Annotated in this window: 10 protein-coding genes; 4 read left to right on the plus strand and 6 right to left on the minus strand. The window is 44.4% G+C overall.

The features are described 5' to 3' along the window. Positions 1–195: 195 nt before the first annotated feature. Positions 196–1,128, plus strand: a complete 933-nt coding sequence (locus sps_RS06185; protein WP_077751742.1) for a LysR family transcriptional regulator — start codon at positions 196–198, stop codon at positions 1,126–1,128. Positions 1,129–1,382: 254 nt separating this feature from the next. On the opposite strand, the gene sps_RS06190 is transcribed toward sps_RS06185, so the two are convergent. The 6 genes from sps_RS06190 to hrpA all read right to left on the minus strand — a co-directional run bounded on the left by sps_RS06190 (position 1,383) and on the right by hrpA (position 9,814). Beyond that, the gene (locus sps_RS06190; protein ID WP_077751743.1) at positions 1,383–1,511 is read right to left on the minus strand and encodes a TIGR02808 family protein; all 129 of its coding nucleotides are present in this window, start codon (positions 1,509–1,511) and stop codon (positions 1,383–1,385) included. Between the two features lie 9 nt (positions 1,512–1,520). Next, positions 1,521–2,111 carry a NapC/NirT family cytochrome c gene (locus sps_RS06195; protein WP_077751744.1) on the minus strand — a complete coding sequence of 197 codons (591 nt, stop codon included), beginning with the start codon at positions 2,109–2,111 and terminating at the stop codon, positions 1,521–1,523. Positions 2,112–2,131: 20 nt separating this feature from the next. Then, positions 2,132–2,587 (minus strand): nitrate reductase cytochrome c-type subunit, encoded by a 456-nt coding sequence (locus sps_RS06200; protein WP_077751745.1) that lies wholly within the window; start codon positions 2,585–2,587, stop codon positions 2,132–2,134. Between the two features lie 9 nt (positions 2,588–2,596). Continuing rightward, the gene (gene napA, locus sps_RS06205; RefSeq protein WP_077751746.1) at positions 2,597–5,086 is read right to left on the minus strand and encodes a nitrate reductase catalytic subunit NapA; all 2,490 of its coding nucleotides are present in this window, start codon (positions 5,084–5,086) and stop codon (positions 2,597–2,599) included. Then, positions 5,083–5,406 (minus strand): chaperone NapD, encoded by a 324-nt coding sequence (locus sps_RS06210; RefSeq protein ID WP_077751747.1) that lies wholly within the window; start codon positions 5,404–5,406, stop codon positions 5,083–5,085. The genes napA and sps_RS06210 overlap by 4 nt, the downstream gene beginning before the upstream one ends. A 520-nt stretch (positions 5,407–5,926) precedes the next feature. Next, positions 5,927–9,814, minus strand: a complete 3,888-nt coding sequence (hrpA, locus tag sps_RS06215; RefSeq protein WP_077751748.1) for an ATP-dependent RNA helicase HrpA — start codon at positions 9,812–9,814, stop codon at positions 5,927–5,929. 543 nt (positions 9,815–10,357) lie between these two features. Between hrpA and codB the strand changes: the two genes are divergently transcribed. From codB to sps_RS29125, 3 genes are all read left to right on the plus strand, one after another. Next, positions 10,358–11,614 carry a cytosine permease gene (gene codB / locus sps_RS06220; protein WP_077755566.1) on the plus strand — a complete coding sequence of 419 codons (1,257 nt, stop codon included), beginning with the start codon at positions 10,358–10,360 and terminating at the stop codon, positions 11,612–11,614. Next, positions 11,607–12,902 carry a cytosine deaminase gene (locus tag sps_RS06225; protein ID WP_077751749.1) on the plus strand — a complete coding sequence of 432 codons (1,296 nt, stop codon included), beginning with the start codon at positions 11,607–11,609 and terminating at the stop codon, positions 12,900–12,902. The genes codB and sps_RS06225 overlap by 8 nt, the downstream gene beginning before the upstream one ends. Positions 12,903–13,948: 1,046 nt before the next feature. Next, complete coding sequence (locus tag sps_RS29125; RefSeq protein WP_077751750.1) at positions 13,949–14,677, plus strand: hypothetical protein; 729 nt, start codon at positions 13,949–13,951, stop codon at positions 14,675–14,677. Positions 14,678–14,716: the final 39 nt, after the last annotated feature.

Consider the following 14,716-nt stretch of genomic DNA (forward strand, 5'->3'; position numbering starts at 1 on the left):
AAGAGTAAATAATGTTTATTAGGATGTATCACTCGCCCTCTCCAATCATCTGTTGATGGCAAAATAAGCCCTCTATAACTATGGCTGAGCCTCTATGTTTGTGCCAATCTCCACCTTGTTTTTCGAATGAAAATAATTACACTAAGCCAAGACGTTGACTTGGAAAGCCCATAAACCCTAAATGGTGGTAGCTGATTGAAAAATTTTGACTTTAACTTACTCACAGTACTTGAAGTATTACTCGAAGAGCAAAGCGTCACCGCAGCGGCGGCTCGTTTACATTTAAGTCAATCGGCAGTGAGTAAACAACTGTCAAAGCTAAGGGAAACCTTCGACGATAAACTGTTCGAACGTACCGCATATGGTCTGAGGCCAACGCCTAAAGCCAAACAATTGGCACCGGAATTAAGACGGGTTCTCAATCAAGTCGAACAGCTAACCAGACCCAGTGAATTTGACCCCTCTATGAGCCGGAGAAAATTCCGCATAGAATTGGTTGAGACAGCATACTCGCTTACCTACCCCTATTTTATGCCTGAGCTACTCAAACAAGCGCCGAATGTGAGTATAGACAGCCAAACATGGCACAGTGAGAGTATGGATAGGTTATTACGCTGTGAAACCGATATAGGGATAGCCTGTCGTGAGTGGGATGAGCGCTCCCTATTACACATAAAGAATCTGCCCGAAGAGCTGAACTATACCGAGCTGACTCGAGATCATTCAGTGTGTCTGGTGAGAGAAGACCACCCCTTGCTAAAAGAAGTGTGGAATTTAGATACGTTTCTCAAATATCGTCACCTGCAAGTGACTTTTGGTGGGATTGCCCAGTGGCTCTTAGATGATGTGTTACAGATACAACACCTGAAACGAGATATCGCGATTAATCTCACCGACTTTAATAGTGCCATGCAGCTCTGTGAGAAAAGCGATCTCATTCTTTGCTCCCCCGCCAAATACGCCAAGGAAATGTTAGGACATTACCGGTTAATCACACTTCCTGTGCCCACTCAGCTTGTCCCCGGTACATACGTGTTACTCTGGCACAAACACTTCGATTTAGATCCCAGTCACCGCTGGCTCAGGGAGATGATCATTGAATCAGTGCAGCAAGTTTATCCGGTTTAGGGCTTTAGGAACTAGGCAACTAGGCAGCTAGGCAGCTAGGCAGCTAGGCAGCTAGGCAGCTAGGCAGCTAGGCAGCTAGGCAGCTAGGCAGCTAGGCAGCTAGGCATGCATTATGACCTAGCAGTAAGCGAAGCGAATAAAAAAGCCTGACTTTGAATCATTAAAGTCAGGCTTTTAGGTGTTATTGCATCTTTTATTGTTAAATGCCAATCGGTTTAAGCCACCTTGGTCTTGGCCGACTGTAACAAGCCTCTTTACTTATCTGATGTTTTGGACAGAATCCAAATACAGGCAACTGCAACAACAGAAAAACCACCTAGTATAATGACCGGCATGGCGCTGTAACCAAGGACATGCCATATAACATTCTCTAATGTACTCATAATGGCTCCTTAATTCCAACCTTCAACTTGGTGCATATCTGGCAATTTATGGGCGATACCTTTATGACAATCCACACAGGTCTTTTCACCACTGGCAAGCGCAGTAGAGTGCTGCCTGACACTGCGTGGGCTCTGCTCGGAGAAGTCCATATAATCAAAGTTATGACAGTTACGACACTCTAAAGAGTCGTTCTTTTTCATTCTTGCCCACTCCCTTTCGGCTAAATGACCTCGTCGCTCTTTGAACTTCTCTGGTGTGTTAATTGTTTGAGTAACAAAATAAGCGAACAGCTCTTTAGAAGCCTGAACTTTACGTATTATTTTATCCGTCCAAGCATGAGGTACGTGACAATCTGAACAAATAGCACGAACACCAGAGCGGTTAGCATAGTGAATCGTTTCTCGAATTTCCGCCACAATTGGGGCGTGACATCCAGAACAAAACTCTTCAGTATTTGTCGCTTCCATACCTGTGTTAAATGCCCCCCAGAACATGAGTCCACCTGCAAAGCCCATAAATAGCACGATACCTACGGCGGCTTTACTGGGCCGCCTCAATATGCTCCAGAAGCCTTTTAAGGCGTTAATAATCCATTTCATATTATTACCAGCCTATTATGTTATTGCAGTGATTTAACACGTTCGAAGGAGTTACCCACTAACGGTTTAGCATCTGCTTGTGTCACGTGGCACTGCAGGCAAAAGTATCGTCTAGGAGAAACATCAGCCAACACTTCATCGTTTCGATTAGTAAAATGCGTCACACTGATTTTAGTGGCGCCCATCTGCTTGGCTTTTGTCCAACCATGGCATGATAAGCACTTGTTAGCATTGAGTGATATTTCATAACTCCTGATGTGATGCGGGATCAGTGGTGGCTGAAACACATAACTGCTTTCAATATCCACCTGATCTCGCGGCACTTTCTTCAAAGGATCTGCCGCTCTGGTGACTTCTAACTCAACATTGCCGCGTAAAGACTCGACACCACCTATGCCCCGCTCCTCACTGACAGCAAAACCACTGATCAGAGTTAAGGCAATACTCAACGTCAATAAAATTGATTTTTTCATCATAACCCTGCCTTATGCTATTTTAGTTATTTTAACAGGACACTTTTTATAGTCTGTCTGTTTCGATAACGGATCGGTTGCATCTAAAATAAGTTTATTAATTAAGATACGTGCATCGAAGAAGGGCACAAACACCAAACCTTTTGGTGGACGGTTACGCCCTCGAGTCTCGACACGCACACGAATATCGCCACGTTTGTTACTCATTAGCACTTCATCACCACGACGTACACCATGAGACTTAGCATCATCTGGATGCATGTAACAAAGTCCATCAGGGACAGCCTTGTACAGTTCAGGTACTCGGCGTGTCATGGTTCCTGTATGCCAGTGCTCAAGTACACGACCAGTACATAACCACAGGTTAAACTCTTCATCTGGAGACTCTGGTGGCGCCTCGTAAGGTGCCGAGATTATCCATGCTCTGCCATCTGGCTTACCATAGAATTCAAACCCTTTACCTTTACCAACATAGGGATCTGAGCCTTCTTTAAAGCGCCATTTTGTCTCTTTACCATCGACTACAGGCCAACGTAAACCGCGCTCTTGATGGTAGCGATCATATGGTGCTAAATCATGGCCATGTCCACGGCCAAAGCTTGCGTACTCTTCAAATAGACCTTTTTGTACATAGTAACCTTGGTCTTTAGCATCATCATTAAGCTCTTGCGCTTCAGATAATGGGAACTGGTTCACTTGGCCGTTTTCAAATAGCACTTCACACATATTCTTACCACGTACTTCTGGCATTTGAGCTAACAGCTCTTCGGTCCACACCTCTTCAATTTTGAAGCGTTTTGCAAATTCCATAATCTGCCATAGATCGGATTTCGATTCACCAGGCGCTTTAACCTGCTGATACCAAACCTGAGTACGACGCTCAGCATTACCGTAAGCCCCCTCTTTTTCTACCCACATCGCTGTCGGTAAGATCAAGTCAGCAGCTTGTGCTGTTACTGTTGGGTATGGGTCTGAACAGACAATAAAATTGTCAGGATTTCTAAAGCCAGGTAAGCGCTCTTGATTGATATTAGGACCGGCCTGCATGTTGTTGTTACACATAGTCCAGTAAGCATTGAGCACACCGTCATTTAATTTACGGTCTTGCTGTACTGCATGGAAGCCCGGCTTAGGTGGAATAGTGCCTTGGGGAATTTTCCATAGCTGCTCAGCACGCTTTCGATGCTCGGGGTTTGCTACCACCATATCTGCGGGTAAACGATGAGAGAAAGTCCCCACCTCACGTGCTGTACCACATGCGGATGGTTGGCCTGTCAATGAAAATGGACCACTACCTGGTGTCGATATTTTGCCTACTAAAAGATGAATGTTATAGACCAAAGAGTTCATCCAAACACCACGGGTGTGTTGGTTCATCCCCATAGTCCAAAGTGACATAACCTTAATCTTTGGATCGGCAAACTGCTTAGCGAGTGTGAGCAGTTTATCTTCACCTAGGCCGGTCATTTCAGCAGCTTTTTCAAGGGTATATGGTGCTACTGATTTCTTATACTCTTCAAAATCAATTGAATACATTTTACCGACATTGGGATTAGCTGCCTTTTTTTGCAGGGGATGCTCATCCCTTAAACCATAACCAATATCTGTAGTGGCTTGCTTGAAATGGGTATGCTTATTAACAAAGTCCCAATTCACAGCATCGTTTTCAATGATGTAGTTAGCAATAAAGTTGGCTATTACAAGATCGGTTTGCGGCTTAAAGATATAGCCTTTATCAGCAAGTTCAAATGAACGATGGTAATAGGTTGATAAGACGTTCACTTTCACATGGGGATGACTTAAGCGTCTGTCTGTGATGCGAGACCATAAAATTGGATGCATCTCAGCCATATTCGAGCCCCATAACACAAAGGCATCGGCTTCTTCGAAGTCATCATAACAACCCATTGGCTCATCGATACCAAAACTACGCATAAAGCCACCAACGGCTGAAGCCATACAGTGACGCGCATTAGGATCTATGTTGTTAGATCGAAAACCCGCTTTCATCATCTTAGAAGCAGCGTAACCTTCCATTACAGTCCACTGCCCTGAGCCAAACATGCCCACACTGGTAGGCCCTTTCTCTTTTAAAGCCGCTTTCCACTTATCAGCCATGATATCGAAGGCTTGATCCCAACTTACCGGCGCAAAATCACCATTTTTGTCAAACTTTCCATTAGTTTGACGCAATAAAGGCTGAGTTAAGCGATCCTTGCCATACATAATTTTTGAAAGAAAGTAACCTTTAATACAATTAAGGCCTTTATTTACAGGAGCTTCCGGGTCGCCTTGAGTCGCAACGACTTTCCCCTCTTGGGTTCCGACAAGTACCGAACAACCTGTACCACAGAAACGACAAGGCGCTTTATCCCAATGAATTTTGGACTCTTGGCTCGTTGCAATCAAATTCGTAGCTGTGGCTGGAAGAGTGATCCCTGCAAGTGCCGCAGCAGACGCCGCTGCATTTGCTTTGATAAACTCACGTCTAGACATTTTCATACTTGTTCCTCACTAACACTATAGCCATCATCAGGGGCTAGGTTATTGTTATTGGTGTCGCTATCGCTGTCGGTTCCACTATCAATTTGGTGATAAACCATAGTGGCACCAAGCACGCCTGGCATATTATTTATTTTTTCAATCACGTCGGTAATAAAACCTTCTGCTTGAGTCTCAAGGACCACTACGATTTTTCCGACTTCACTGACGCCATAAATTTCGGCTTCATCAAACGCTTCAATTCTTTTTTTAGTTTCATTTAAATGTTCAGGGCTAAGCTGGACAAGTAAGCTTGAGATATGCGCCTCAGGCAACGACATGGGGGCGTTCCTTATCTATTTGGGGGAAAAATACTGAAATGGAACTCATAAGCACTCCAACTTAGGGTCGTGACCCTTCGTAAGGTGAGTCAATAAAAATGACTCAAGGTTTGGTGGAAATTAAGATTATGTTTTATCAAGTTCTTTTCTTGCTGTTGATCATAATCTTAATGCGTTACTAAACTGTATACCCACAATTTGGTAAAGCGTAACTAGCTTGATCTGGATCATCGTTTTTAACAAAATAAATGATGGATCTACTAAGTTGATTGCCTTTACAGATTGGTAAACATTAAGATCATCAGCTATGACTATTCAGCATAGTCTAAACAATGAGTTACAAGCGTATAAATATCAACCCAAGATGTTAATGGAATGAGACAAATATTACTTTGTGAGTAGATAAAATTATCTGATGATTTGCAGGAGTAAGTCGGAAGGCCTATACAAAAAAGCACCGGTCATGTACCAGTGCTTTAATAATCATTAATTTTTTAGTGGTGCAGTTTGGTATGAAAAGTTAATTTTGCTTAATTTGATTTAAGATCCGTTTCTCTGAGATCGGGTAAGCCGTGCCCAGTACCTGAGCAAAACAGGACACTCGATACTCCTCTATCATCCATCTCGCCTCGAGCAAGGACTCAGGTATCGCCACCGATCTCGGCACTTTAGCTAATTGACCATCCAGCTCTTTTTGCACGTTAGCAATACTGTGCATATGCAAACGGTCACGATTAGGGTCAACAGGCAACTTGTCTAAACGATTATCGACGGCTTTTAGATACCTCACCATGTCTGGTAAACGTTTCCAGCCACAGGCCTCAACAAAGCCCTTAAACACTAAATTATCCAGTTGAGTCTGGATATCACTCATGGCAAAGGCAATATCTAAGCTTATCTTGCCCTTCAAACGCTTCTTTACCTTTTGATACAGGGTAAGAACTTCTTCGACTCGAAGGGCAAGCTTAGCCGCCGTTGGATTAAGCTCTTGTCTTACCCAATCTTTAGCTTGTTCAAAATCAGACTCACAGCGGACATCCAGCCCCTTCTCATCGAGTAGCTGCTGTACTGACGCCGATAAGATATCATCCAACAAGATCTGTATTTGACCGAAGGGGTTAAAGTACATGGCAAGCTTAGCCTTGTTTGGCAAGGTCTTCTGCAGATGCTTCACCGGCGATGGGATATTGATTAACAACAAGCGTTGTAGACCTAACTGATGGGAACGAATAGCCTCGTTTTCATCATCAAATAATTTGATCGAAACACTGGATTTATCGTCCACTAGCGCCGGAAATGCCTTGACCTCGAAGTTGCCTTTCTTCTGTTTAAACGCCTTTGGCAGATCACCGAATGACCATTGCATCAGTTCAGTTTTTTCGATACCAGAATCGGCAACTTTACGAATAGCCTGAGTCACATGGCCTTGCAAGCTGGCTTTAAGCTGTTCAATATCCCGAGACTGAGCCACCAACTTTCCCTTGTCATCCTCCACCTTAAAATTCATCAACAGGTGTTTACTCAGCTGGCTAAGATCAAAATCTTCAGGGCTGACACGAACGCCACTCATGCGCAGCAGCTGCTTACACATGGCATCGATGAAACTCATCTCGAAAGGCTTCATTGCCTGCATACAGGCACTGGCATAATCCGGCGCTGGCACAAAATTACGCCTGAGATTTTTAGGCAGAGACCGTATCATCGCAATACATTTTTCCTCTCTGAGCCCTGGCACCTGCCAGTCAAAATCGACATCTTCTATCTGATTGAGTAACGCGACAGGAATATGCACCGCGACACCATCATCTTCTGCCGAAGGCTCAAAATGATAGCCTAAGAAGAGCTTAAGATTACCTTGGTGCCAACTATCTGGAAAATCCAGCGCAGAGACATGACTGTCTCCTCGCTGCATTAATTGTTCGCGTTCGAAATCTAACAGATCAGGGGATTTCTTGCTCTCAAGCTTCCACCAGCTGAAGAATTTTGGCGCGTTATAAATCCCTTCAGGGATTCTGGGCTCATAAAAATCCACCAAGGCCTGCTCATCCACCAAAATGTCACGTCGGCGTGATTTATGCTCTAAGCTTTCGACCTCTTTGAGTAAGTCGCGGTTTTTGATGAAGAAGGCTTCATTGGTCCTCAACTCACCATCGGCCAAGGCACTACGAATGAAGATCTCACGAGCCTCTAGGGGATTGACCGGTCCATATTGTGTTTTGCGGCGGTTAACAATCGTCAATCCATAGAGGATTTGATTTTCGAGGGCCACCACACTGCCCTGTTTCGCCTCGAAATGGGGCTCAAGATAGTTTTTCTTAACCAGATGTCCCGCCAAAGGCTCTATCCATTCTGGTTGTATTTTTGCACAACACCTAGCAAACAGGCGTGATGTCTCGGTGAGCTCAGCGGCCATGATCCATTTAGGGCCTTTACGCGCTAAAGGAGAGCCAGGGAAGACAAAGAATTTACGATTACGGGCGCCCAAATATTCATTGTCTTTATCTTTAAAGCCAACATGACTCAACAGCCCCGTGAGTAGTGACTTATGCAGCAGTTCATAATCGGCTGGCTCACTGTTGAGACGCCATTTTAAATCATGCACGGCTTGTCGCATCTGGGCATAGAGATCTTGCCATTCTCGTACCCTTAGATAGGCAAGAAACTCTTTCTTACACTGCTTTCTAAACTGACTACTGGAAAGAGATTTCTGTTGCACCTTAAGGTGATCCCACAGATTTACGAAGGAGACAAAATCTGAGTCTTTATCGCTGTGTTTCTTGTGCACCTCATCGGCCGCCTGCTTCTTATCCATGGGACGTTCCCTTGGATCTTGTATTGATAGCGCTGAGGTGATGACCAAGGCTTCATGAAGACAGCCATTACCATTCGCCGCTATCACCATACGGGCCAGACGTGGATCCACGGGAATATGAGCAAGCTGCTTGCCCAATGCCGTCAAGGCTAAGCGCCCTTGTGACTTTTTCACCGCTTCTAATTCTTCTAGCAGCAAGAATCCATCACGGATATAACGAGGGTCCGGTGACTGAAGGAAAGGAAATGCTTCTATATCTCCAAGGCCCACTGATAGCATCTTGAGAATGACCGAGGCAAGGTTAGTTCTTAAAATTTCAGGATCGGTAAATTCGGGTCTATTATTGAAATCATCATCGCTAAATAAACGAATACAAATACCCGCAGCCACACGGCCACAACGTCCCTGACGTTGATTTGCACTGGCTTGTGAGATCGGCTCGATAGGCAGACGTTGCACCTTAGTGCGGTAACTATAACGGCTAATTCTGGCTGTTCCGGGATCGATAACGTAACGGATACCAGGCACCGTCAAAGATGTTTCGGCCACATTGGTTGCCAGCACGATTCGGCGGCCTATATGGCTCTTAAATACCTTAGACTGCTCACCATATGACAGGCGTGCATAAAGTGGAAGAATTTCGGTATCTCGATATTGGCGACGGTTTAATTGATCCGCCACATCACGGATCTCGCGCTCACCATTCATAAAGATCAAGATATCACCGGGACCCTCTGCAACCAGTTCATCCACAGCTTCGAATATACCTTCGGTAAAATCGAGATCGTCACCTTCATCACGCACCAAGGGACGATAACGAGTCTCAACCGGGTAAGTTCGGCCCGACACCTCAATGACAGGCGCATCATTGAAGTGTTGAGAAAATTTATTCAGATCTATGGTCGCAGAGGTGATGATCACCTTGAGATCCGGACGCTTCTTCAACACATTCTTGAGATAGCCCAAGATAAAGTCGATATTCAGGCTTCGCTCATGAGCCTCATCTATGATGATGGTGTCATATTGATCGAGAAATTTATCGTTAGTGAGTTCAGCCAGCAAAATACCGTCTGTCATCAACTTAATATAAGAATTTTGATTGATGGCATCCGCAAAACGGACCTTAAAACCTACCGCTTCTCCTAATGGACTATTAAGTTCATCGGCGACCCGGCTGGCAACGCTGCGCGCCGCAAGACGCCTTGGTTGAGTATGGCCAATTAACCCACGACAGCCTAAACCTAACTCCAGACAAATTTTTGGTAACTGAGTCGTCTTACCCGATCCTGTTTCCCCTGCAATGATAACCACTTGATTGCCAGCAATCGCTCTGGCTATCTCATCCCGCTTCTGGGAAATAGGTAAGCTCTCGGGATAGGTGATTTGGGGACGGGCTTGACGGCGTCGTTCAACTTTTTCGAATGCAGCAACAGCCTGAGCCTCGAGCTTGTCCAAATTAGCCCGCTTTTTATCTGATTCAGGCTCTTTATTTAACCTGAACAAGCGACGCCTAATCCTCGAAGCATCGGCCTGATAACACAGTTTTAGATAATTGTTAGATAGCGGGTGTGGTTGCAAACTCAAGTCAGATCCCATTACTCGGAGCAAAAAAGCGATCCTAGCAAGGAACGATTGTTTTTGGTACGGGAAATTACCTTTAAATGTCTAATAATCAACCAATACTCAGATTTAAATCTCGCTTGCAGCTATTGATATGACTATTGGCGATAAATAGTCATCATTTAAATCAAGCATAGAGCTTCTGGCTTTGCTACACATAGAATAAAACAAGTCATTATTTTAATTAACAATGTATCCGCAGCGTAACAGATTGGAATTTTAAATTCTCTACAAAGGACAATTCCAACATATTGAAATAAAATAATATCTTGACCATTGAACTCACCAAGAAAATAAATGAAGTATGAAGCAGTTGACACTCGAGTATTTATCCATAAAATACGCGCCGTTTGTCTGCAAAGTGGCAATAAAAATACTTGGTTGTAAGTTAACAAACTAGTTTCAATCTCGTGTATTTAGCTTTAGCTTGGCTCCATATCATTGAACGCTAAATGAGTATGAGTGGCCAAAGGGATATCAATTCAATGTTTAACTTTAGTCATGTTCACCGGGGGAAAAGTGGCAAACGATAATAATTATAGCTTAGGGCCAGTGCCAATATCGGCAAGAAAGGGGATGCTCTCGCTAACCATGGTCATGCTGGGACTGACCTTCTTTTCGGCCAGCATGTGGACTGGTGGTACCTTAGGCACCGGACTCTCCTTTAATGATTTTATGCTGGCAGTGCTATTAGGTAACCTCATCCTCGGCATTTATACGTCTTGTTTAGGGTATATTGGGGCTAAGACCGGACTGTCTACCCACTTACTGGCCCGTTACTCTTTCGGCATTAAGGGCTCATGGCTACCTTCATTACTGTTAGGCGGCACACAAGTAGGTTGGTTTGGCGTCGGAGTGGCCATGTTCGCCATTCCGGTGCATAAAGCCACGGGGCTAGATACCAACCTACTGATCATCATCTCAGGCCTTATGATGACAGCCACGGTTTACTTTGGCATTGCCGCCTTGATGGTGTTATCCGCCATTGCAGTACCCGCTATCGCCCTGTTTGGTGGTTTCTCAGCCTTGACTGCCATTGAGAGTATCGGCGGGCTCGAGGGGTTAAATAGCCTCATACCTAAGGAACCGATGGCCTTCTCTACCGCTTTAGTGCTGGTGGTTGGCTCATTTATCTCTGCGGGTACCCTCACCGCTGACTTCGTCCGTTTCGGTAAGAAACCCATGGGCGCAGTATTTATCACCATGATTGCCTTTTTTATTGGTAACTCGCTGATGTTTATCTTCGGCGCAGCAGGCGCTGCGGCCACAGGCCAGTCCGATATTTCTGAGGTGATGATAGCCCAAGGCCTGCTCATCCCGGCCATTATCATTTTGGGTTTAAATATTTGGACAACGAATGACAATGCTCTCTATGCCTCGGGGCTGGGGTTTTCAAATATCACCGGACTGCCCAGCAAGTACCTGTCTATACTCAACGGCATAATAGGCACATTCTGTGCGCTTTGGCTCTATAACAATTTCGTGGGATGGCTGACCTTCCTGTCTGCGGCGATCCCGCCTATAGGTGGGATAATCATTGCCGATTACTTGAAAAATCGACACAAATACAAACACTTTTCTACCGCCACATTTTCCAATATCAACTGGGCAGCTATCTTAGGGGTGGCAATCGGTGTCGCAGCGGGTCATCTGCTGCCGGGTATTGTTCCTATCAACGCGGTATTAGCCGGGGCAATCAGTTACCTCATTTTAGATTCACTGCTCAAACGCTTAAAGTTAACTTCTGATTCAACACAAGAGATCACCAATGAATAGTAAAAATAGTATGCTGATTAACAATGTGACTCTCACAGGTCAAGATGGCCTTCATCAGATTGTCATTGAAAATGGTGAGTTTACCTCCTTCACAGCCATGTCTGAGGCCATCACAGCAGATGATAAGTCTGTTGAAGTCATTGATGGTGAAGGCGGAATGGCCATCGCCCCCTTTTGCGAGCCTCATGTTCACCTCGACACAACGCAAACAGCCGGGGAGCCAAGTTGGAACATATCCGGCACCTTATTTGAAGGCATTGAGCGCTGGTCAGAGCGCAAGAAAACCTTGTCTATCCAAGATGTAAAAACACGGGCAAAACAAACATTAAAGTGGCAAATAGCCAACGGTATTCAGCACGTTCGTACCCATGTGGATGTATCAGATCCAACCCTTATCGCACTTAAAGCTATGCTCGAAGTGAAAGAGGAAATGAAAGCTTGGGTCGATATTCAAATTGTTGCCTTTCCTCAAGAAGGCATACTCTCCTACCCCAATGGTAAGGCGCTGTTAGAAGAAGCCGTCAAGCTGGGTGCCGACGTGATTGGGGCAATCCCCCACTTCGAATTCACCCGTGAATACGGCGTCGAGTCTTTGCATTATGTTTTTAAGCTAGCACAGAAGTATGACCGCCTCATCGATGTTCACTGTGATGAGATAGACGATGAGCAATCCAGATTTATAGAGACACTGGCCGCACTAGCACATAAGTTCGATATGGGTCACAGAGTTACCGCGAGCCACACAACAGCCATGCACTCCTATAATGGCGCTTATGCTTCACGGCTTTTCAGGCTATTAAAAATGTCAGGGATAAGTTTCGTTGCCAACCCATTGGTCAACATACATCTTCAGGGACGTTTCGATGACTATCCGAAGCGCCGAGGGATCACTCGAGTCAAAGAGATGCTGGCTGCCAACATCAATGTCTGTTTCGGCCATGACGATATCTTCGATCCTTGGTACCCCTTAGGTACCGCCAACATGCTACAGGTACTGCATATGGGTCTTCACGTGTGCCAGATTATGGGCTATGAACAGATAAATGAGTCTCTTGATTTAATCAGTAATAACTCGGCACGCACCATGAACATCCTATCTCATTACGGGCTAGAGGAAGGCAAGCCTGGAAGTTTACTTATCTTACCCGCCGACAATGGATTCGATGCGGTTCGCAGGCAGGTGCCGGTACATTACTCAATTCGCCACGGAAGATTACTGTCACAGACTCAATTAGCGACGACAGAAATCCATCTAGCGGAAACTGAGGCTGTGACCTTTAAACGATAAGGTCCATTTGGTTGGTTTGGTTTTAGTTAGTTTATTGAAAACCTGAGCTTCATTGTTATTTATTGCTTGCAGCATGTACTGTAGAAGGATACGAAGTCACGAGCACAAGGTCAGATGTGAATGAATGGCCTTACATCTAGCGACTTCTGTGCTTCTCGTTCATGAGATCGTGGCTTGCCATATTCACTCGGTCTCTCGCTCAAAGAGTCTCACAGTGTGAGACTTCGCCCCGAAACCGAAGTCCACAGCCACGTCTAAACATGCTGACTTGTCGGATCACAAGTTACTTAAGTATCTTTTGAGCTGGGTTCATTAGGCTGATTTTGTACTTGCTAGCGAACTAAATACCATGGCTTCATGTTTATCTATCACCTGCCGTGGGCTTTAAGTGCAAACACTTCCGTGACACGCAGCAAGCACAATCCCTGTGCACTCTGCGACATCATCCCTGATGTCGAAGGTCACAGCCGCGTTTACACCTGCTTATTTGTTAACCAAACAAACTGGAGTTTAACACTAGGTTGGGGCGTACCATCTTATTAACGTGATGACTTGTCTGATAACAAGTTACTTAAATATTCTTTGAGTAGGGTTCATTTGGCTGGTTTGATACTTGGTTAGTTTGCTGAGTACCAAAGCTTCATTGGTGTTTATTGCCTGCAGCAGGCTTATGTGCAGATACCTCTGCGAGTCGCCACAAGTACAATCCCTGTAGGCTCTGCGATGACATCCATGTCATCGAAGCTCACAGCTGCATCTACACCTGAATTTTTTATCTTCGATTTATGTTCACAGTTCGTAACTCTCTTTTGGACAAAAGTGAGTTACAGGCTTTGCACTAATACACTTAGTTCAGATTAGAAAAAGTATCTTAGTTTATTCAAAATCCCTAATTCGCTCCGCCTATTTATCCCCCACTTCTGTCTAAGCAGGATTTTAAATCAACAATTCTAAAATATTTCAACCGTTACTGATAACAAGCATCTTTGAAGCCATGTATTGTCTATTCAAAGTGCATGCTAGCTTGAAAATGAGGAATAGTGACAATGACAATAAATGGTGTAAACCCAGCAATTACAAACTCGATCAATAATAGTTTTCAGCTGGATAAGTTTAATGGTGGAGAGGCACAGGAACTACACCTTAATTTAGGTGCAGGTAAAGATTACACCATTAAAGTGGGTGAGAATGGGCAAGTATCAGCAAGCCGAGATCTTAGTCACTTATCAACGGTAGGGCGACTAAAGAACGCAGTGGTCGACTTCTTTAGTCGAGCATCAAATAAAAATGAAAGCGCATTTACGACCAGAGCAAGTCAGATCCAATCTCAAGTGCAAAAGCACATAACAGAGGTCGTTCCTGTTAATAATCTCGTAAAAGCGGCATTCAACCAGCCAGTGAGTGAGTTCAAAAATGACGCTGCATATTTAAAGCCTGGAACGAATCCAGAAATAGCGACTTTTGATGATGTCACAGCTGCAAATAAAACACGTTTAGGTTTAGAAAACCTAGATAGTGGCGCGCAAGAATTTGTAAAACAAAACTTTTCTAGCTTCATTATTGGCAAAGATGCACTTTTTAGTCGTTTAACTACTGGCTTTCAGCAAGAAATGGAAATTCTTTTTACCTCTGATACAGCTAAAAACCCCGTAAAGCTGCAAGAACAACAAGTTGCGCTTACGGAAAAATATGAAGGTTTGAGCAAAAAAGTGAATGCAGAATTTAACACTCAATTCATAACACCTTACGCGCAACAGAAAAATACTGACTTTTAGTTAAACGTCTAAAATAAAAAATATTTCAGTAATAGGAAT

Origin of the sequence: Shewanella psychrophila, from assembly GCF_002005305.1 — a bacterium.
Taxonomy (GTDB): Bacteria; Pseudomonadota; Gammaproteobacteria; order Enterobacterales; family Shewanellaceae; genus Shewanella; species Shewanella psychrophila.

Coding starts and splice junctions, on each gene's coding strand:
- sps_RS06190 (WP_077751743.1), bottom strand. CDS start 1,511: ATGAGTACATTAGAGAATGTTATATGGCATGTCCTTGGTTACAGCGCC.
- sps_RS06195 (WP_077751744.1), bottom strand. CDS start 2,111: ATGAAATGGATTATTAACGCCTTAAAAGGCTTCTGGAGCATATTGAGG.
- sps_RS06200 (WP_077751745.1), bottom strand. CDS start 2,587: ATGATGAAAAAATCAATTTTATTGACGTTGAGTATTGCCTTAACTCTG.
- napA (WP_077751746.1), bottom strand. CDS start 5,086: ATGAAAATGTCTAGACGTGAGTTTATCAAAGCAAATGCAGCGGCGTCT.
- sps_RS06210 (WP_077751747.1), bottom strand. CDS start 5,406: ATGTCGTTGCCTGAGGCGCATATCTCAAGCTTACTTGTCCAGCTTAGC.
- hrpA (WP_077751748.1), bottom strand. CDS start 9,814: ATGGGATCTGACTTGAGTTTGCAACCACACCCGCTATCTAACAATTAT.
- sps_RS06225 (WP_077751749.1), top strand. CDS start 11,607: ATGAATAGTAAAAATAGTATGCTGATTAACAATGTGACTCTCACAGGT.
- sps_RS29125 (WP_077751750.1), top strand. CDS start 13,949: ATGACAATAAATGGTGTAAACCCAGCAATTACAAACTCGATCAATAAT.